This is a genomic window from Mesorhizobium sp. KR1-2 (assembly GCF_040045035.1).
Lineage (GTDB): Bacteria > Pseudomonadota > Alphaproteobacteria > Rhizobiales > Rhizobiaceae > Pseudaminobacter.
This window is the reverse complement of the sequence record NZ_JBDZDS010000002.1, coordinates 171,574-190,599: the sequence shown is the minus strand read 5'-3', so window position 1 is coordinate 190,599 and position 19,026 is coordinate 171,574. Positions and strand designations below refer to the sequence as shown.

At 63.9% G+C, this 19,026-nt stretch carries 14 protein-coding genes; 10 read left to right on the top strand and 4 right to left on the bottom strand.

What is annotated here, in order from left to right:
* Nucleotides 1-104: 104 nt before the first annotated feature.
* Entirely contained in the window at nt 105-884 is a 780-nt protein-coding gene (locus tag ABLE85_RS05115) for an SDR family oxidoreductase (protein ID WP_348791625.1), read from the bottom strand.
* 118 nt (nt 885-1,002) lie between these two features.
* On the opposite strand from ABLE85_RS05115, the gene ABLE85_RS05110 reads away from it, so the two are divergent.
* Together ABLE85_RS05110 and ABLE85_RS05105 are read left to right on the top strand one after the other, a co-directional pair.
* Nucleotides 1,003-1,824, top strand: a complete 822-nt coding sequence (locus ABLE85_RS05110; protein ID WP_348791624.1) for a UDP-2,3-diacylglucosamine diphosphatase — start codon at nt 1,003-1,005, stop codon at nt 1,822-1,824.
* Between the two features lie 304 nt (nt 1,825-2,128).
* A complete protein-coding gene (locus ABLE85_RS05105) occupies nt 2,129-3,358 on the top strand; it encodes an MFS transporter (protein ID WP_348791623.1) in 1,230 nt (409 codons plus the stop codon).
* On the opposite strand, the gene dgcA is transcribed toward ABLE85_RS05105, so the two are convergent.
* Nucleotides 3,337-4,320 carry an N-acetyl-D-Glu racemase DgcA gene (dgcA, locus tag ABLE85_RS05100; RefSeq protein WP_348791622.1) on the bottom strand — a complete coding sequence of 328 codons (984 nt, stop codon included), beginning with the start codon at nt 4,318-4,320 and terminating at the stop codon, nt 3,337-3,339. The genes ABLE85_RS05105 and dgcA overlap by 22 nt on opposite strands.
* 77 nt (nt 4,321-4,397) lie before the next feature.
* Here dgcA and ABLE85_RS05095 point away from each other — a divergent pair, with 77 nt between their 5' ends.
* The 4 genes from ABLE85_RS05095 (at nt 4,398) to ABLE85_RS05080 (ending at nt 8,470) form a co-directional block, all read left to right on the top strand.
* Entirely contained in the window at nt 4,398-5,570 is a 1,173-nt protein-coding gene (locus ABLE85_RS05095; protein WP_348791621.1) for an ABC transporter permease, read from the top strand.
* A gap of 8 nt (nt 5,571-5,578) precedes the next feature.
* Entirely contained in the window at nt 5,579-6,397 is an 819-nt protein-coding gene (locus tag ABLE85_RS05090; protein ID WP_348791620.1) for an ABC transporter ATP-binding protein, read from the top strand.
* 14 nt (nt 6,398-6,411) lie between these two features.
* On the top strand, nt 6,412-7,785 hold the full coding sequence (locus ABLE85_RS05085; protein ID WP_348791619.1) for an MlaD family protein: 1,374 nt from the start codon (nt 6,412-6,414) through the stop codon (nt 7,783-7,785).
* Between the two features lie 109 nt (nt 7,786-7,894).
* The gene (locus ABLE85_RS05080; RefSeq protein WP_348792109.1) at nt 7,895-8,470 is read left to right on the top strand and encodes an ABC-type transport auxiliary lipoprotein family protein; all 576 of its coding nucleotides are present in this window, start codon (nt 7,895-7,897) and stop codon (nt 8,468-8,470) included.
* Between the two features lie 177 nt (nt 8,471-8,647).
* Here the strand turns inward: ABLE85_RS05080 and ABLE85_RS05075 are convergent, their stop codons facing one another.
* On the bottom strand, nt 8,648-15,169 hold the full coding sequence (locus ABLE85_RS05075) for a kinesin (RefSeq protein ID WP_348791618.1): 6,522 nt from the start codon (nt 15,167-15,169) through the stop codon (nt 8,648-8,650).
* A 275-nt stretch (nt 15,170-15,444) separates the two neighbouring features.
* Here ABLE85_RS05075 and ABLE85_RS05070 point away from each other — a divergent pair, with 275 nt between their 5' ends.
* The 3 genes from ABLE85_RS05070 (at nt 15,445) to ABLE85_RS05060 (ending at nt 17,352) form a co-directional block, all read left to right on the top strand.
* A complete protein-coding gene (locus ABLE85_RS05070) occupies nt 15,445-15,819 on the top strand; it encodes an Hpt domain-containing protein (RefSeq protein ID WP_348791617.1) in 375 nt (124 codons plus the stop codon).
* 111 nt (nt 15,820-15,930) lie between these two features.
* Nucleotides 15,931-16,251, top strand: coding sequence for a 2Fe-2S iron-sulfur cluster-binding protein (locus ABLE85_RS05065; protein ID WP_348791616.1), 321 nt, complete (start codon nt 15,931-15,933; stop codon nt 16,249-16,251).
* 75 nt (nt 16,252-16,326) lie between these two features.
* Complete coding sequence (locus ABLE85_RS05060; RefSeq protein WP_348791615.1) at nt 16,327-17,352, top strand: NAD(P)/FAD-dependent oxidoreductase; 1,026 nt, start codon at nt 16,327-16,329, stop codon at nt 17,350-17,352.
* A gap of 37 nt (nt 17,353-17,389) precedes the next feature.
* On the opposite strand, the gene ABLE85_RS05055 is transcribed toward ABLE85_RS05060, so the two are convergent.
* Complete coding sequence (locus ABLE85_RS05055; RefSeq protein ID WP_348791614.1) at nt 17,390-18,007, bottom strand: DUF922 domain-containing protein; 618 nt, start codon at nt 18,005-18,007, stop codon at nt 17,390-17,392.
* 128 nt (nt 18,008-18,135) lie between these two features.
* On the opposite strand from ABLE85_RS05055, the gene folP reads away from it, so the two are divergent.
* Complete coding sequence (folP, locus tag ABLE85_RS05050; protein WP_348791613.1) at nt 18,136-18,981, top strand: dihydropteroate synthase; 846 nt, start codon at nt 18,136-18,138, stop codon at nt 18,979-18,981.
* Nucleotides 18,982-19,026 lie beyond the last annotated feature (45 nt).

The following is a 19,026-nucleotide window of genomic DNA, read 5'->3' as shown; positions in this document are numbered from 1 at the left end:
ACATCATTGAGCGGTCAAAAAGGTTCGGGGATCGATAAATTTCCATGATTCCAATTGCTTGGAACCACTATTTCGTCAAATGAGTCCGATCTGTGGTCGTCGCCTCAGAAGGCGCTGACATAAAGGCCGCCGTCCACCGGAATGTTCTGGCCCGTGACGTAGCCCGCATGCACCGAGCACAGGAAGGCGCAGATCTGGCCGAACTCTTCGGGCGTGCCCAGGCGCTTGGCGGGAATGTCAGCGCTCAGGCGCTCCTTGCGTGCGCGTGCCGCTTCCGGCGTCTCGACCTCGCCGCTGCCGTGCGTGGTGCGCAGGCGATCGGTGTCGAGCTTGCCGGGCAACAGGTTGTTGATGGTAACGTTGCGGTTCGCGACCGTGCGCGCCACCCCGGCGAGGAAGGAAGTGAGCCCGGCGCGCGCGCCCGACGACACGTCCAGCCCTGGTATCGGCACATAAACCGACAGGGATGTGATGTTCACGATGCGACCGTAGCCGCGATCGGCCATACCTTCGATCACGGCCTGCACGAGTTCGATCGGGGTGATCATGTTGTTGGTCACGCCGTCGAGTATCTTCTGGCGGTCGAGTTCACGCAGCGGGCGCGGCGGCGGCCCGCCATTGTTGTTGACGAGGATGTCCGGTGCCGGCGCGGCCGCCAGCAGCGCCTTCTGCACGGCAGGATCGGCGACATCGCCAGCCACCTCGATGACGTCTACGCCGAAGCGGTCACGAATCTCACGTGCGGTGGCCGCGAGGGCTGTGCTGTCGCGACCGTTGACAACGAGGTTACAGCCGGCCTCCGCCAGCGCCATGGCGCAACCGCGCCCCAGCCCGCGACTCGATGCGCAGACGATGGCCCTCTTTCCCCGAATGCCGAGATCCATGATTTGCTTCTCCAGTTTGCAGGCCGCGACCCTAGCCTCCTTGGCGGAAACCGCAACCGTCATACGCCTGTTGCATGAAATCGTCATAGGCAACGCGACAGCAACGGAACAGAAGCTCATGCCCGGCGAAGCGCCACGCACATTCCGCACCCTGTTCATTTCCGACGTCCATCTCGGCTCCAAGCCTGCCAAGGCCGAGTTCTTGATCGACTTCCTGCGGCACCATGAGGCCGAGACGATCTACCTCGTCGGCGACATTGTCGACGGCTGGCGGCTGCGGCGATCCTGGCACTGGCCGCAGACCCACAACGACGTCGTCCAGACGCTGCTTCGCCAGGCGCGCAAGGGCACCAGGATCATCTACATTGCCGGAAACCATGACGAGTTTCTGCGCATGTTCCAGGGCGTCCATTTCGGCGGGATTGTCGTTGCCGACCGGGCGATCCACGAGGGTGCCGACGGCAAGCGTTATCTGGTCATCCATGGCGACCAGTTCGACATGGTCGTGCACAATGCGCGCTGGCTCGCCTATCTGGGCGACAAGGCCTACGATCTGGCGATCGTTGTCAACCGGGTCGTGTCGCGGCTGCGCCACTGGTTCGGCATGCCCTACTGGTCGTTCTCGTCTTGGGCCAAGGTCAAGGTCAAGAAGGCGGTCAATTTCATCGGCGCCTTCCAGGATGTGCTGGTCGAGGAGGCGCGCCGCTCCGACGTCAATGGCGTGATCTGCGGGCACATCCACCACGCGGTGATCGAGGATTTCGGCGACGTGCACTACATCAACACCGGCGACTGGGTGGAAAGCTGCACGGCGGTGGTCGAGCACTTCGACGGCGCGATGGAGATCATCTGCTGGCCGCACGTCCAGGCCAAGACCAATCAGCTCGAGAAGACATTCGTGCCGTCGGTCATCGAAGGCGGCGTCGTCGAGGCGGCCTGACAAACATCTATCAAGCCTGGAAAGCACATGAACCGGGGCGGCCTATAAGCCGATCGCGCGCACCCGCACGCGCGCCTAGTGCAACCGGTGGTGCGGTATGCACGAACGCTGGGCATCCTGGTTGCGCATGAGGGGCGGTGCCCCCCTTCGCCGTCGGCAGCAGGCCATGGACCAAGAACTTCCGAGCCATGCGCCGCTGACCCGGCGGTCGTGCCATGTTTGCCCGAGGCTGCCCCCATGGTATGGCTGCGGGCGGCGCGCTCCGCATCTTGGGCTGAGTCGCGCATTCCGGATCGCGCTTCCCATGCCATCATTGCCGCCGCTTTCACCCGACCAGCTCGTCAAGCCGCGCCATTTCGAACTGCGCATATCGCTGATCTTCCTGACGGTGTTCATTCCGCTCGGCGTGCACCTGCCGTATTTTCCGCTGTGGCTCGAGGCCAAGGGGTTCGCAGCCGAGCAGATCGCGATCATCCTTTCGGCGCCGATGTTCCTGCGCGTGGTCACCACGCCCTTCATCACGGCGATGGCCGACAAGGCGAAGGACCGCGCAAATGTGCTGATCTTTATGGTCGCGGCCGCGCTGCTGCTTTCGGCCGGCTACTATCTCGAGCCGAGCTATTCGATCGTGCTTGGCGTTTCTCTGGTGCTTGCGGTGTTCTGGACCCCGCAGACGCCCCTGACCGACTCGCTGGCGCTTTCGGGCGTGCGGCGCTTCGGTTCGGTCTATGCGCGGATGCGCATCTGGGGGTCGATTGCCTTCCTCGCCGCCAATCTTGCGGGCGGCGCGGTGCTTGGGATCTACGGCGCGGACGCCGTTCCGGTGATGATCTCGGCCGGTCTTGCCGCCACGCTGGCCATGTCGGTCCTGGCTCCGCGCCTGGGGCGGCCGCGGCGTGCCTCACCGCTGTCGGCTACGGAGTTGCAGGAGGAAGCGCCAAAGCTCCTCAACGCCTATTTCCTGTTTTTCGTGATCGGGGCCGGCATCATCATCGCCAGCCACGGCTTTCTCTACGGCTTTGTTTCCATCTACTGGAAGTCGATCGGAGTCAGCGACACGTTGGTCGGCCTGCTCTGGGCTTGGGCAGTGGTGGCGGAAGTCGCCATGTTCATGATCTTTACGCGCGTCTTCGGCGAAGTGCGCGCGCCCACCCTGATGGTCATGGCCGGGGTGGCTGCGATGCTCCGTTGGGGGGCCTATCCATTGATCTGGCCTTTGGGGGCAGGCGTTGCCGGTTTCTTCGTGGCGCAGACGCTGCACGCGTTCTCCACCGGCCTCATCCTGATCGGTGTGCAGAAGATGATCGCCGAAACCGTGGCCGAGGAGCGCATGGGCGCCGCGCAGGGCATTGCCTTCTTCGCCAACGGCTTCTCCATGGCGACCGTGACGCTATTTTCCGGCGCACTCTACGATCGGCTCGGCGTCGGCGGCTTCTTCGTCATGGTCGGGGTAGCGGCGCTTGGCCTTGTGTTCATCGGCCTTGCCGCCCGTTCAGCCTCGAGGCAGCGCACTCAGCCCCAAAGCGCCGCCTGAGGCGGTGACACCAGCGACCCTTCGTAGACGAGGCCGGGAGAGCGGTCGCGAGCGAGAAGCAGCGGCCCGTCGAGGTCGACGAAATCGGCGCCCTGCGCCAGTAGGATCGCAGGCGCCATCGCCAGGGACGTGCCGACCATGCAACCGACCATGATGGAAAAGCCGAGCTCGCGTGCGCGGTCGCGCAGGAGAAGGGCGGCGGTGAGCCCGCCGGTCTTGTCGAGCTTGATGTTGATGGCGTCGTAGAGGCCGACCAGCGTTTCCAGGTCTTCGACGCCATGCCCGCTCTCGTCGGCGCAGATCGGCACTGGATGCGGAATGTCGCGCAGGATGCCGTCCTTGCCAGCGGGGAGCGGCTGCTCGATCAGCGCGACGCCGAGGTCGACCGCCAGCGCCATGTTCTGCCGGACGTTCTCGTCGGTCCAACCTTCGTTAGCGTCGAGGATGATCCGGCTGTCCGGCGCTGCCTTTCGAACGGCCCGGATGCGCGCGATGTCGTCGTCGCTGCCGATCTTGACCTTCAGCAGCGGGCGCCAGGCATTTTCTGCGGCCTGTGCGGCCATGGCCTCCGGACTTGCCAGCGACAGCGTGAAGGCCGTCTCCAGCGGCCCGGGGCTCGCATCGGAGATGGCTCGCCATGCCGGCGTTCCTGAGAGCTTGGCTTCGAGGTCCCAAAGAGCGCAATCGACGGCGTTGCGTGCGGCCCCGGCCGTCATGGCATCCATCAACGACCGGCGGTCCATGCCGGCACTGATTCGGGGGGCGATTGCTTCGATCGCTTCACGAACGCCCTCCATCGTCTCGCCGTAGCGCTTGTAGGGCACGCATTCGCCGCGCCCGACGGCCGTTCCGTCGGAGATTTCGCAGACGATGACCTCCGCTTCGGTCTTCGATCCGCGTGAAATGGTGAAAGTGCCTGCGATTGGAAAGCGTTCGGCATTGACCGAAAGGACACGCGGCATATTTTTTCTCCGACTCCTTCGAAGCAACCGGGCCGACAAAGTGACAGACCCCTGATAACGGGATATGACAGGCTGTCATGTCGATCAATGCCGTCCAGAATGCGAACATCGCAGAGGAACGCCCCTTCATAGCAGAGGCGGAGCATGACGGCGCGCGCGTTTACGCGCTGTCGGGCATATGGACGACGCGTACTGTCGCCCAGGTCGACGCCGAAATGCGCGAGATCGAAACGCGTGGAGTGCGGGAACCTCTGATCCTCGACGTCGCCGGGATCGAAAAGATCGACACCGCCGGCGCCTGGCTTCTCGAGCGACTGATCACTGCTCTCCAGGCCCGCAACGCGGAGGTCAGGCTCGAAGGAGAAGGCGAGGAGATCAACATCCTGCTTGGCGCCGTGCGCGAAGCGTCGCGGCGGGGCGAAGAGGTGTCGCGTCCCAAGCCGCCCGGCTTCGTAATAGCAGCGCTCGAGGGGGTCGGGCGCACGGTCTATACGATTCGTGACGACTTTCTCGCTTCCATGAACATTCTGGGCTCCACCATACGTGGTGCGCAGATGAAGCTGGGTCGCGGCCACGCCGTCAACCTGGCCGCGATCTTCCATCAGATCGACCGAATGGGCGTCGGCGCTGTTCCGGTGGTGGTGCTGATGTCGGCCATCGTGGGCGGCATCGTGGCGCAACAGGGCGCCTACCAGCTTCGCTATTTCGGTGCCGACATTTTCGTGGTCGATCTGGTCGGCATCCTGATCCTGCGCGAACTCGGCGTGCTGATGACCGCGATCATGCTGGCAGGCCGTTCCGGCAGCGCCATCACGGCCGAGATCGGGTCGATGAAGATGCGCGAGGAGGTCGACGCGCTCAAGGTTATCGGTCTCAACCCTGTGGGGGTTCTGGTCTTTCCGCGACTTGTGGCGCTGGTAATCGCGCTTCCATGCCTGACGATCATCGCCAATTTTGCCGCTCTCGGCGGCGCCATCGTGATCTCGTGGTTTTATTCGAACATCACGCCCGCCGCCTTTCTCGACCGGTTGCGCGTCGGCATAAGCCTCAGCACGATCTTTTCCGGCCTGATCAAGGCGCCATTCATGGCCATGGTCATTGGCATTCTGGCTTCTGTCGAAGGGCTGAAAGTGGGCGGTAGCGCCGAGTCTCTCGGACGTCACGTGACGGCCTCGGTGGTGAAGGCAATCTTCGTCGTCATCATCATGGACGGCGCGTTTGCGATCTTCTTCGCCTCGATCGACTTCTGAGGCGGGCTATGGTTGGCGGAACCTCGATAGCTCAGATCAACGGCGATGCCCGCCAGCACGACGAAATCGTCCTGGAGGCGCACGGCGTCACAGTCGCTTTCGGCGACAACATCGTGCTCGAAAACCTGTCTCTGGATATTCAGCGCGGCGAGATTCTCGGTTTCGTCGGGGCGTCCGGCGCCGGCAAGTCGGTTCTGCTGCGGACCGTTCTCGGTCTGACCAAGAAACGCTCCGGCACGATCAGGCTGTTCGGCATCGATGTCGACAAGGCCAGCGAGGCCGAGCGTATGCGCCTGGACATGCGGCTCGGGGTTCTTTTCCAGCACGGCGCCTTGTTTTCCTCCTTGACTGTGCTGGAGAACGTTCAGGTTCCGATGCGCGAATATCTCGACCTGCCGAAAAGGTTGATGGACGAGCTTGCGCTGCTGAAGGTGGAGTTGGTCGGTCTTCCGCGCGATGCGGCCCAAAAGTTCCCATCGGAGCTCTCGGGCGGCATGATCAAGCGCGCCGCGCTGGCGCGTGCACTAGCGCTCGACCCGGATCTCGTCTTTCTCGACGAGCCGACTTCGGGGCTCGACCCGATAGGCGCCGCCGAGTTCGATGAGCTTGTGTCGAAGCTGCGGGACACGATGGGGTTGACTGTCTACATGGTGACGCACGATCTCGACAGTCTGTTTACTGTGTGTGACCGAATTGCCGTTCTCGGCAAGAAAAGAGTGCTTATCGAAGGCACGATCGAAAACATGCTTGCCAGCGAAGAGCCTTGGGTAAAGTCTTACTTCCGCGGCAAGCGTGCACGGCAGATAGATTTATCTGCCAGGGGATAGAATAAAAGTCGCGAATGGAAACCAGGGCCAACTACGTAATCGTCGGAATTTTCACGCTCCTTGCGATCCTTTCCGCTTTTGCCTTCGTCTACTGGACGGCGGCGATCGGCGAGAGGGGCGAGACGGCACTGCTGCGCGTGCGCATTCCGGGGTCGGCTTCCGGCCTTGGGCGCGGTAGTGCGGTGTTGTTCAACGGCGTCAAGGTCGGCGACGTGCGGCGCGTCTTCATCGATGTCCAGAACCCGAGCGTGGCGATCGCCGACACCGAGATCGACCGGTTGACGCCTATCACCAAGTCGACCCAGGCCGACATTGGCCTGACCGGCCTGACCGGCCAGGCCAATATCGAGCTCAAGGGCGGCAATCCCAACGAGGTGAACCTGTTCGACGAGGCCGAAGCGCAGGGCAAGGTCGCGGAGATAACGGCGAGTCCCTCCGCCGTATCCAACTTGCTGCAGAGCGCGCAGGATATTTTCAAACGCGCCGACGCCGTGCTGAGCCAACTTGAGGGGTTCATGCACGACGTTCGTGTCCCGCTCACCAACACCGTGTCCAATGTCGAGAAATTCTCCGATGCGCTCGGGCGCAATGCGGAAGGCGTCGACAAGTTCCTGGAAAACGTAGGCAAGCTTTCGGATGAACTGGGCAAGGTTTCCGGCAGGCTTGACAGCACTCTGGCGTCTGCCGAGGAGCTGCTGAAGTCCGTCGATAAGGAAAAAGTCGGGGAGATAGTCACCAACGTCCAGAAGTTCACACGGGACCTGAGCGAGAACAGCAAGGAATTCGACAAGATCATCGCCGGCGTCCAGAAGGCCGTCGGTTCCGTCAACGGTTTCGCCCAGCAGGGCAGCACTACGCTGACCAAGGTCGACGGCATCCTGGACAGCATCAATCCCGAGTCTGTGCGCACTTCGCTAGGCAATTTCGAGGCCGCCAGCCGCGATGCAAAGAGTGCGGCCAGCGATGTGGCCAAGGTCACGGAGAAGTTCAGGGACCGCTCCGGCGACATCGACCGCATGATCGGCGATGCAACCGAGTTTGCCCATCGCCTGAACTCGGCCTCGACTCGCATCGAGGGCATTCTGCTCAAGGTTGACCAGTTGCTTGGTTCGAACCAAACGGTTGGCTTGATGGCAGAAGCCAGCGAGACGTTGAAGGCGTTCCATCAGGTCGCCGACACGCTCAATGCCCGCCTAGGCACGATCCTGAACGGGGTGCAGCAGTTTACGGGACCTGGCCTGAAAGACGTGGAATCCTTTGTGCGTGACGGTCGCCGTGCGATAACGCGCATCGAGCAGGCGATCACCGATCTGGAGCGTAATCCGCAGCGCATCCTTACCGGTGGAGAGGGAACCGTTCGCGAATATGACGGACGGGCGCGGCGTTGACATTGGCGGACGCCCATTCGAAGAAGGCGTTCGTGGAGAGGGAAGACCGCCAGCTTTGCTGGAAGTTGGGATCTTGGGGACGGGATTTACGGTGAAGACGCTTCAATTGATGTCGGGGATTGCCGTTGTCGCGCTGTCACTGTCTGGCTGCGCCCTGTTTGGCAAATCGGAGCCTCTTGATACCTACGAATTGTCGGCGCCTTCGCCTGAGGCGAAGCCGACGAAGAGACGCATGCAGATCCTGATCGCCGAGCCTTCCGCGCTGAAGATCCTCGATGGCCAGAGCATCGTCATCAAGCGCACATCGGGCGTCATCGAATATCTGAAGGGGGCGCAGTGGGCGGATCGGCTGCCGCGCGTCGTGCAGGCGCGACTGGCCGAGACGTTCCAGCACTCGGGCGCCTTCTCCGGCGTCGGCTTGCCTGGCGAGGGGCTGGCGATCGACTACCAGGTCATCGCCGAGGTTCGCGCCTTCGAGGTTTATGTCGACGGCAGCCGCAGCGCCCAGGTCGAGCTTTTCGTGCGCCTGCTCAACGATCGCAATGGCGAGGTGAAGGCGTCGCGCAGCTTCCGGGCCAGTTCGCCGGTTTCCGGCAGCGGCAACGATGTCTACACGCGGGCGCTGGACCGGGCCTTCGGGCTTGCCGCGCTCGAAATCGTCAAGTGGACCGAAACGACGATCTGACCCGAGAGTTCGATGGGGAAGTTCCTGCGGAGGCGGGGCTTCGCTTGCGCAGCGCATCCGCTCGTCAGAGCGCTTTGCGGCCAATTCGAAGCTCTCTGATCGCCATACAGAAAAATTGCCGGGCAAAGAAAAAGGCGGGAAATTCCCGCCTTTTTTGTTTCCGGATGGTGGCCTGCCTTACCGCAGGCGCCCGCTGGCATGGGCCAACATCGTGTAGACCTTGCCCGTGTCGGAGGACAGGTAGGTCTGCGACATGACGTTGTCGTGGTCGTTGCGCGAGACGTCCTTCAGCAGCTTCTCGAAGTCGTCGCAGTAGCGGTCCACGGCGGCACGGAACTCGCCGTCGGCCTGGAACTTGCGACGGATCTCGTCGAAGGTCTGCTGGCCCTTGAGCGTGTAGAGGCGGCGCGTGAAGACGTCGCGTTCTCCGCGGCGATAGCGGTTCCACAGCTCGATCGAGGCGTCGTGGTCGATCGCGCGGGCGATGTCGACCGAAAGCGAGTTCAGCGATTCGACGACATGGGCCGGGGAGCGCGCGGGGGCGGCGGGGCGCGGCGCTTCCGCGGCCGGTCCCTTGCGCGCATTGTCCTCGCGGGACGCGCCGGTGAGCAGGTCGCGCACCCACCCGCCAGGCTGAGCACGGGTTGCGCCTTCGCGCGGCCGTGCATCGACATCGAGCGTACCGCGCAGCGCGAGATCGCCGGCCTGCGGCAGCTGAGGCGCCGGCTGCGGCGCGGCGCGGCGCGGCTCGGCGGCGCGGGGCTGGGGCGCGCGCTCCGCCACGTCCACGGTACGACCGGACTTGGCGACGATCTCGGACAGTTCCTTGAGAGCGTTGATCTGCTCGGTCACGGCACGGCGCATCGCGGTTGTCGACTGCTTTGCCTCTTCGGGCATGTCGAGCACGCCCTTCTTGAGTTCGGCGCGGGTCGCGTCGAGGTCGTTCTTGATGGAGCTTGCCGTGCGCCGCATGTCCTCGGTGGCGTCGGCGAAGCGCTTGGTGGCCGATTCAACGACCTCGGTGATCGCGTTGCGGATCTTGTCGGTGGAGGCGATGGTGCGGCCTTCGGCCTTTTCGAGCGCCTTGCCGACGAGATCCTCGAACGAGCGCATGATACGCTCCAGGTCTTCCGACTTCTTGACCAGACCGACCGCCAGATCGTCGAGCGAGGACTGACGCTCGAGCGTGTGCTCCAGATTGCTCTGGGCAGAGCCGAGCAGTTCCGACGCGCTCGTCAGAAGACGGCTGTGCTCGTCGAAGCGGGTGGCGATGGACGCCACTTCCTTCAGCGTGTTGGAGGACAGCTCGGTGAGGCGGGTCGTGTTCGAATCCACCAGGCGAGCCGAGCTTGCGAAGGTCTGCGCCGCCTTCTCGGTGGTCGCGGCGAAGCTTTGCGTGCTGCCGGCGAGACGCTCGTCGACATTGGCCAGGTTCGACGCCGCCTTTTCGATCAGGTCGTTGAGCTGCGAGCTGGAGGTCGAAAGCCGGCCGATCAGGTCGCTGACGCCCTCGGCGAGGGAGCTGCGCGCGCCTTCGACCGCAGACAGTGTCTCTGCAGTGCGGGTGGCCAGTGCATTGACCAGGGCCGCGTTTTCCGTACGCAGCCGCTCGGTCGCACGCTGCGTGGCCTGCTCAAGACCGCGCTGCAGCTCGTCGCCGCTTTCAGCGAAGCGGTCGACCAGCGGGCGGGCATTCTCGTCGAGGATCTTGGTGATCTCGGCGGAACGCTCGGCCAGCATAGCGTTCAGTTCGCGGGTGTTGGCGCCGATGGTGCGGGCTGCTTCGTTGGTGCTCTGGCCGATATGCTGGCTGACGGCGGTGAAGGTTTCCGCAATCGTGTTGGCGCGGGCGACAAGCTGGGTCTCGGCCTGCGAAACCTGCTCGCTGAGCTTTTGGCCGACGTTTTCGGCGCTGGAAGCAAGGCGGCCTTCCGCCCGCGCGACATGCTCGTCGACGCGAGCCGCAGCGGCGTCGATACCGGCGGCGAAGCGCTGGTCCGCGCCCGCGAGCGTGTCCTCGATCGCCTTGGCGCGCGCATCCAGTTCCGCCGAAGTCTGCTGGGCACGGGCAACCACACGCTGCTCGGTCTCGGATAGCGTGCTGGCAATGCCGGATACCTGCGAGCCGATGACCGACGCGCTGTCGGCAACACGGGCGGCGATGCGCTGATCGGCATTCTCGAAGACCTGGCCAATCTCGGCTGCACGTCCGGCAAGCGCCTCGGCGCTTTCGCTGACGCGTGCTGCGATGCGCTGATCGGCATTCTCGAAGACCTGACCGATCTCGGCTGCACGTCCGGCAAGCGCGTCGGCCGTTTCATTGGCGCGGGCCGCGAGCCGCTCGTCGGCCGCCTCGAAGTTGCGGACGATCTCGACGGCGCGTGCGCCCAGCGTGGTGGCGCCGTCGGCAATGCGCGAGACGAACTGCTGGTCGGCGGCATCGAAGATGCGGCCAAGCTCGGCGGCGCGGGCGGCAAGCGCCTCGGCCGATTCGCCGATGCGCTGGCTCAGGCGCTGATCGGCGCTCTCGAAGTTGCGCAGGATGTCGCCGGCGCGAACGGCCAGCGAGTTCGCGGTCTCGACCGCGCGGGCAACAAGCTTCTGGTCGGCGTCGTCAAAGGTGCGGACAAGGTCGCCGGCGCGTGCTGCGATCGCCTCTGCGGTCTGCTCGGCGTGCGCGATGAGCGTTCCGGAGGTTTCCTGGGCGCGGGCGGCCAGACGGCTGTCGGCCTGCTCGAAGGCGCGGGTGATGTCGTCGGCCCGAGCCAGCAGGGCGGCCGAGGTCTGTTCGGCGCGCTCCGCGATCTGGCGGTCGGCGTCGGTGAAGGCCCGGCCGGCTTCTTCGTTGAGCGCGGCGGTAACCTCCAGGACCTTCTCGCGCAGCGAGCCGGCCACGACGACGGCGCTGTTTTCGAGCACTGTCCGCACATTGTCGACGCCCAGCGTCAGCGCGCGCTCCATGGTGCTCGTGCGCTCTTCGATGACGCCCGTCTGGCGGCGGAAGGCGTCCTCGATCTTCTCGACGTCAGAGGCGAGGGCCTCGGAGATGTCGATGCGCTTGTCGGCGATGATCTGGATGTGCGTCGAGACGGCATCGTCGATGTCCCGGCGGGTCTCGGCGAGGCGCACCAGGTCGTCGTCAAGGGCGCGGGTAAGCATGTCGCGGCCCTCGGCGAGCTTGCCGATGTGGGCAGCAATGATGTCGTCGACGCCAGTGCGGCTCTCGGCGATCTTCTGCAGGTCGGCCTCGAGTGCCTGGGTGAGAGCGTTGCGGCCTTCGACCATCTTGGCGACCTGGCCGGCGACCAGTCCATCGACCTGCGAACGCGAGTCGGCCAGCTTCTGGAGATCGGCCTCCAGCGCGCGCCTCAGAATGTCGCGGCCCTCGGCCAGCTTCTCGACCTGGCCGGCGACCAGTCCGTCGATGCCGGAGCGGCTTTCGGCCAGCTTCTGCAGGTCTTCTTCCAGCGTGCGGGCCAGCATGGCGCGGCCTTCTTCCAGGCGCCGGTTCTGGCTGGCGATGAGGCCTTCGATGTTGGCGATGTCGGCTTCGAGTGCGCGGGTGAGCACGCTGCGGCTTTCGCCGACCTTCTCGGCCTGGCCGGCGACGAGACCGTCGATGCTGGCGACATCCGCCTCCAGCGCCCGCGACAGGATCTTGCGACCTTCGACAAGCTTGTCTGCCTGAGCGGCGATGAGGCCTTCGATGCTGGCGATGTCGGCTTCGAGCGCGCGGGTGAGTATGTCACGGCCGTGGGCGAGGCGCTCAACCTGGCCGGTGACGACGCCGTCGAGCGTGGTGTGGCTCTCGGCCAGCTTGTTGAGGTCCTCCTCGAGCGAGAGCGTCAGCATGCGCCGGCTCTCGTTGAACTTCTCCGCGTGGCTGTTGACCATGGCGTCGATGCTGGCCAGATCCTGCTCCAGCGCGCGCCGCAAGATGTTGCGGCCTTCAGCGAGCTTCTCGACCTGTCCGGCGACGAGTCCGTCTATGCTTGAGCGGCTTTCGGCCAGCTTGTTCAGGTCGTCCTCAAGCGCACGCGTCAGACGCTCGCGACCCTCGGTGAACCTTTCCACCTGGCTGGTGACCATGCCGTCGATCTCGGCGCGGCTCTGAGCCAGCTTATCGAGATCGGTTTCAAGGGCGCGCTTGAGGATGTCGCGGCCCTCGGCGAGCTTCTCGACCTGGCCGGCGACCAGCCCGTCGATGCTCGACCGGCTCTCGGCGAGCTTGTTGAGATCGGCCTCGAGGGCACGCGTGAGGATGTCACGGCCCTCGGCCAGCTTCTCGACCTGGCCCGCGACCAGCCCGTCGATGTCGGCGCGGCTATGGGCCAGCTTGTTGAGATCGGCCTCGAGGGCACGCTTGAGGATGTCACGGCCCTCGGCCAGCTTTTCGACCTGGCCGGCGACCAGCCCGTCGATGCTCGACCGGCTCTCGGCGAGCTTGTTCAGGTCGTCCTCGAGCGCGCGGGTCAGGCGCTCGCGGCCCTGCTCGAGCTTCTCGATCTGCCCGTCGACCAGATGGTCGATGGTGGAACGGCTGTCCGCGATCTTTTCGAGATCGGCTTCGAGAGCGCGCGAAAGGACGCCGCGGCCTTCGGCGATCTTCTCGACCTGGCTGGCCACGAGATTGTCGATCTCTGCCCGGCTGTCGGCGAGCTTGCCGAGGTCGGCTTCGAGGGCGCGCGAGAGGATGTTGCGACCTTCGCTGAGCTTGCCGACGTGGTTGGTGACCATGTCGTCGATGCCCGCGCGTGCCTGCGTGAGCTTGTCCGAATCTTCCGTCAGGGCGCGGGCGAGGTTGGCGCGGCTCTCGGCCAGCCGTTCCAGATGATCGCCGAGCGAGGCGTCGATGGTGGCGCGCGATTCGTTGATCTTGCGCAGATCCTCGTCGAGTGCCCGCGAGATCAGAGTGCGACCCTCGGCCAGCTTCAGCACCTGCAAGCTGACAGCCTCGTCGATGCCGGCGCGGCTTTCCTCGAACTTGGCGAGGTCCGCCTGCAGCGAGGAGGCGATGCGGTCGCTGGTTTCGGCGAACCGGCTGGCATGCACGTCGACGGCTTCGTCGATGCTCTGCCGCGCCTCGGCAAGCTTCTGCAGGTCGGCGTCGAAGGCGTTGGAGACGATGTGACGCGTCGATTCGAGACGGCCGGCGAAATCGCTGGCGCGGGCCTCCAGCATGGAGGAGGTCGACATGACCATGTCGGCCATTTCGGCACCGATCTTGGCGCGGCCCTGTTCGATCATGGCCGAGAGGTTCTGGTTGCCCTCGGTGAAGGTCGTGGCGATCTCGCGGGCGCGGTCGACAAGGGTCTCGTTGATCTGGCGCGCACGCGCCTCGAGCGCGGCGTTGAGCTTCTGGGTTCCGGTGTCGAGCGCTTCGGCGCGGGTCTGGAATTCGCTGATCAGCTCTTGGCCGCGTTCGGCCAAGGTGCGTTCAATGCCCTTCAGGCTCGTTTCGAAATCGGCATTGAGCGTGCGGGCGGCGCTGCCCAGCAGCGAGACCATGCCGGCGGTGCGGTCGTCCAGCAGCTCCGACAGCGAACGCGTCATGTCGTCCGTGCTCTGCGTGAGCTTGGCGATTCGGGTGTCGAGCAGGCTGGCGAAAGCTTCGCCCGATGTCGTGATGCGGTCGCCGATGGTGTCGAGGCGCTGGTCGATCGAATCGAAGATCGACGAGCCGCTCTCGTGAATCCGGTCGATCAGAGAGTCGCCGGAATTGGTGATCGTCATCGACAGCTTGGTCGAGGCATTGAGGATGTTCTGGCGGATGATGTCGCCAGCCGAATCGAGTTCGTCGCGCAGCGTTTCATGCGCGCCGCTGATCGAGGCACGCACGCGCTCGGCATGGGTGATGACTGCTTCGCGCTCGTTGCCGAGCCCGTCGACGAGCGAGCGGATGCGGGATTCATTCTCCGAATAGGAGCGCTCGATCTGGCTCACCTCGGTGTGGACCAGGGTTTCCAGCTCGACGGCGCGGGCGAGGGTGCGCTCGATGCCTTCGCCCATGGCCGCGACCTCACGCCGAACGGCCTGGCCAACCGTCATGACGCGATCCTGGGCCAGATTTTCCGGCTCGGCGAGGCGGAAGGCCACCTCGGTCATCGACTGCGCGGCCAGCCGCATGTCCTGCGCGCGCCGAATCATCAAGGCAAAGGCCCAGAAAAGGATGATCGGCATGAGCGTGGCCGCGCCGAGCAGGATCAGGTAGGGCTGCGCCAGGACCTGATCGATGGAACGGATTTCCAGGAGCCCAGGGTTGAAGAGCTTGTTGGCCAGCAGCACGCCGCCGCCGACCCACAGCAGCGAGAGGACCGCGACCACCCAGTAGACGCTGGAGGACGAGCGGCGGTTGATGCCATTCAGAAGCGTGCGATAGTCCCTCTGCTGGTCGTCATTGGCTGCGGCAAAGCTGGCAGGGCGTGCTGACTCGACCGGGCGCAGGTCGGCGGCAGGCTGCTGATTGGCGGGTTTGGGGGCTGCTTTCTGAGCGATCGCCGGCTGGGCGGCCGCCTTCTCGGCGCGGCTCTCGCGTGCCAGCTCGTCGGCGGCTTTGGAAATCTGCGCTTCCAGGTCTTCCATTGACGAGGCGATGTCGAGCTCGTCTGCGCCCGCGGCTAGGTCGAAGTCGAGCGCTTCCTCAAGTTCCTTGGCAACGTCGAGGTCGAAGTTTTTTGTTGTGGAGCTTTTTTTCGCCATGTCGCCGTTACCCTATACTCAATGCCGCGAGTTCGCCTAAGTGGGGGCTCATAGATGCTCGCTTGTGAGGCCTTTTATGGACTTTACGTATCGTACTGGCACAGTCGGGTAAAGGAAACTTGAATCGGGGTCGATACGTAAAACTTTAAACATAAGGTTAACGAAGCCAAGAATTTGGCGGTTTTGCGAGCTGATTCCAGGATTTGCGCATTACTTCGTTATCCACATGATTGAATGGTTTTGGCCGATCGCGCCGCTGCTCGGAGAAGGGTGAAATGGCACCGCAAAAAGACGATGCTGTGGCATTTTCGATGCCGGGCGGAGAGAGTTCGGGACCGATGTCGGCGCGTCCGGTCGATCTCATCCATCTCGGCCGGCAGACGATGGGCGACAGGGCCCTCGAGCAGGAGGTGTTGGACCTGTTCGTGCACCAGGCGTTGCAGGTGCGCGACCGCATCGGTGGGGCCGGCACACAGGAGCGTCTTGAGCTTGCGCATGCGCTCAAGGGCGCGGCTCGCGGCGTCGGCGCCTTTGCCATCGCCGATTGCGCGGTCGAGATCGAGAATCGGCCGCAGGACCAGCACGTGCTGGAGCGCCTGGCGACGCTGATCGACGAACTCAGGGATTTCGTCGCCGCCATCAGTCGCTAGTGGTTTTTACCACACCCATGCCAACTGCGTCATTTTGGGGCGTTTTTGCGCGGCAGTTGACTTGCGCGCCGGAGTGATTATCTCGGCGGTGTATTCGTTTCAGGGGCTGTAATGACCAAGCTTTCCTTCGTAGCCTTCGACGGCACTCGTTTCGACGTGGAGGCCGAGAACGGCTCGACCGTCATGGAGAACGCAATCCGCAATGCCGTACCAGGCATCGAGGCGGAGTGCGGCGGTGCCTGCGCCTGCGCCACTTGCCATGTCTATGTCGACGAGGAATGGACCAACGCCGTGGGCGAGCCGGAGGCCATGGAAGAGGACATGCTGGACTTCGCCTACGACGTGCGGCCAAATTCGCGGCTGTCGTGCCAGATCAAGGTCCGCGACGAACTCGACGGTCTTGTCGTGCGGGTTCCTGAACGGCAGGGATAACCGCTCGTCGCCCACGGCGCCGTTCGGCGATCTCTGTCGCGACGAGGGTGCGAACGGCGCATCGGGGGCAGGCCTATGCAAAGCAGCAAGACGGACGTTCTGATCATCGGCGCGGGGCCGGTTGCGCTCTTTGCTGTGTTCGAACTCGGACTGTTCGACATGAAATGCCGGCTCGTCGACATTCTCGACCGGCCGGGCGGGCAATGCGCCGAACTCTATCCAGAAAAGCCGATCTACGACATTCCGGCCTGGCCTTCGATCTCGGCGCAGCAGTTGGTCGATCAGCTGATGAAGCAGATCGAGCCCTTCAAGCCCGAATTCACCTTCAACTGTATGGTTTCGGGACTCGAGAATCTCGAGGATGGCAGTTTTCGGGCCATGACCGACACCGGCGAGGTCATCGAGGCGAAGGTCGTGGTGATCGCGGCCGGCGGCGGCGCCTTCCAGCCCAAGCGGCCGCCAATTCCGGGCATCGAGGCCTATGAGGGGACCAGCGTCTTCTATTCCGTGCGGCGGATGGAGGATTTTCGCGGGCACGATGTCGTCATCGTCGGCGGCGGCGACTCGGCTCTCGACTGGACATTGAACCTGCAGCCCGTCGCCAGGCGCATCACGCTCGTGCATCGTCGGCCGGAGTTTCGCGCCGCTCCCGACAGCGTCAACAAGATGCTGGCGATGAAGGAGCGGGGCGATCTGGATTTCCAGGTGGGGCAGATCACTGGATTGTCGGGCGAGGGCGGCCAGCTTTCGGGAGCGACGGTGAAAGGCCCGGAAGGGGAAGTCGAGATTGCATGCACGCGCATGCTGCCGTTCTTCGGCCTGACCATGAAGCTCGGTCCGATAGCCGAGTGGGGCCTAAATCTCCATGAGAATCAGATCCCGGTCGATACGGAGAAGTTTGAAACTTCGGTGCCGGGCATTTTCGCCATCGGCGACATCAACTGGTACCCGGGCAAGCTGAAGTTGATCCTGTCGGGTTTCCACGAGGCGGCGCTGATGACCCAGGCCGCAAAGAAGATCGTCAGCCCGAGCGAGCGCGTGGTGTTCCAGTACACCACCTCGTCTTCCAGCATCCACAAGAAGCTCGGGGTGCCGGACTAGGCCAGGATGCTCGGGGCCGGGCCCCGCCGGGGGCCGGTCAGCCGGGTATGCGTCCGGCCTGGATCCGCTGGAGCCTGTATTTCAGCAGCCTTGTCAGGCGGCTCTCGAAATTCTTGCCCTCGATCCTGTCGAACTCCGCCTGCGCTTCCTTGTGTCGGGTGAGCACCTTCTCCGTGACCGCCTTTGCCGTCTCGGCCGCAACCTCGCAGTTCTTCTGCCGGCCCATCGCCATCAATGCCTGCTCAAGCTCGCGCGCGTAATTCTTGGCGATCACCAGATGGCTTTCCTCATGGCGCTTGATATCGGCCGCGAGGGTGTCCCACACCAGCCTGACGTCTTTGTCCGCCTTGGCAGGGCGGCTCCATCTCGGAAGGATGACCTTGGCCGTCAGTGTGGTCTTGGCGTCGGCGACCTCACAAAAGCCCTTGCCCTGCGCGTATGCGATCTTGGTGGTGAATTGCATTTGCGTGGCGCCCGGGTGGCGGCTGTTCGAACGGCTCACATGCGGCCCGCGCCGCGAAAGCTCCGCTTCGATCTGCTCCAACGTGGTGCCGCCGATCGGGAAATAGCTGTATGTCTTCGAAACGCTGGCTGCCCCGGCGGGCATTGCCATGCAGGTGAACGTTGCGGCGGTCAGCAGGGCGCGTTTCATCATATATTGCCTCTTGAGATACCTTGCGTTACGGGCGTCTGACGCGCAACGGAAAATCGTCGCCCCGCAGCTAAGGTACAGATGCGGCGATTTCTTGTTGCTTCCGCATCATCGGCAATGAGCAACCGACAATGACCAGACAATGGCGATTGGCGCATGGGCGCTTTCTGGATATCGGCACCAAGGCGCTGGTGATGGGGATTCTCAACATCACGCCGGACAGTTTTTCCGATGGCGGACAGTTCGTCGACCCCAACCGCGCCATCGAGCAGGCGCGGCGGATGATCGCCGAAGGCGCCTCGATCATCGACGTCGGCGGCGAATCCACCCGGCCGGGCGCAACCCCGGTGACGCCCGAGGAAGAGCAGGCGCGCATCCTGCCGATCATCGCCGCGCTTGCCAGGTTCGGCGACACGCTGATTTCCGTCGACACCTACCGCGAGGAGACGGCCCGGTTGGCGGTCGCCGCCGGCGCGCATATCGTCAACGATGTCTGGGGGCTACAGCGCGAATCTAGCATCGCCCGCCTGGCGGCGGAGACGGGGGCAGGGCTAGTGGTCATGCACACGGGCCGCGAGCGCGAGAAAAACCCGGACGTCATCGCGGACCAGTTCGAGTTCCTGGAAAAGTCGCTGCGGATCGCACGAGAATCCGGCGTGGCTGACGAGCAGATATTGCTCGATCCCGGCTTCGGCTTTGCAAAGGATGCAGAGGAAAATCTGCAACTGATGACCCGGTTTTCCGAGCTTCATGCGCTCGGCTTCCCATGGCTCGTCGGCACGTCGCGCAAGCGCTTCGTGGGACACGTCTCCGGCAGAACTTCCGAGGCGCGCGATGCCGCCACGGCGGCGACCAGCGTGATCCTCAGGCTCAAGGGGGCATCCGTGTTTCGGGTTCACAATGTCGCAATCAATGCCGACGCGCTGGCGGTCGCGGATGCTATCCTCGCACGCGAGACATCCAAGCCGGGCTCGTGATCGTTGGGCCGGCCACTTACCATTTTCCAGCTATCGAGGTGACGC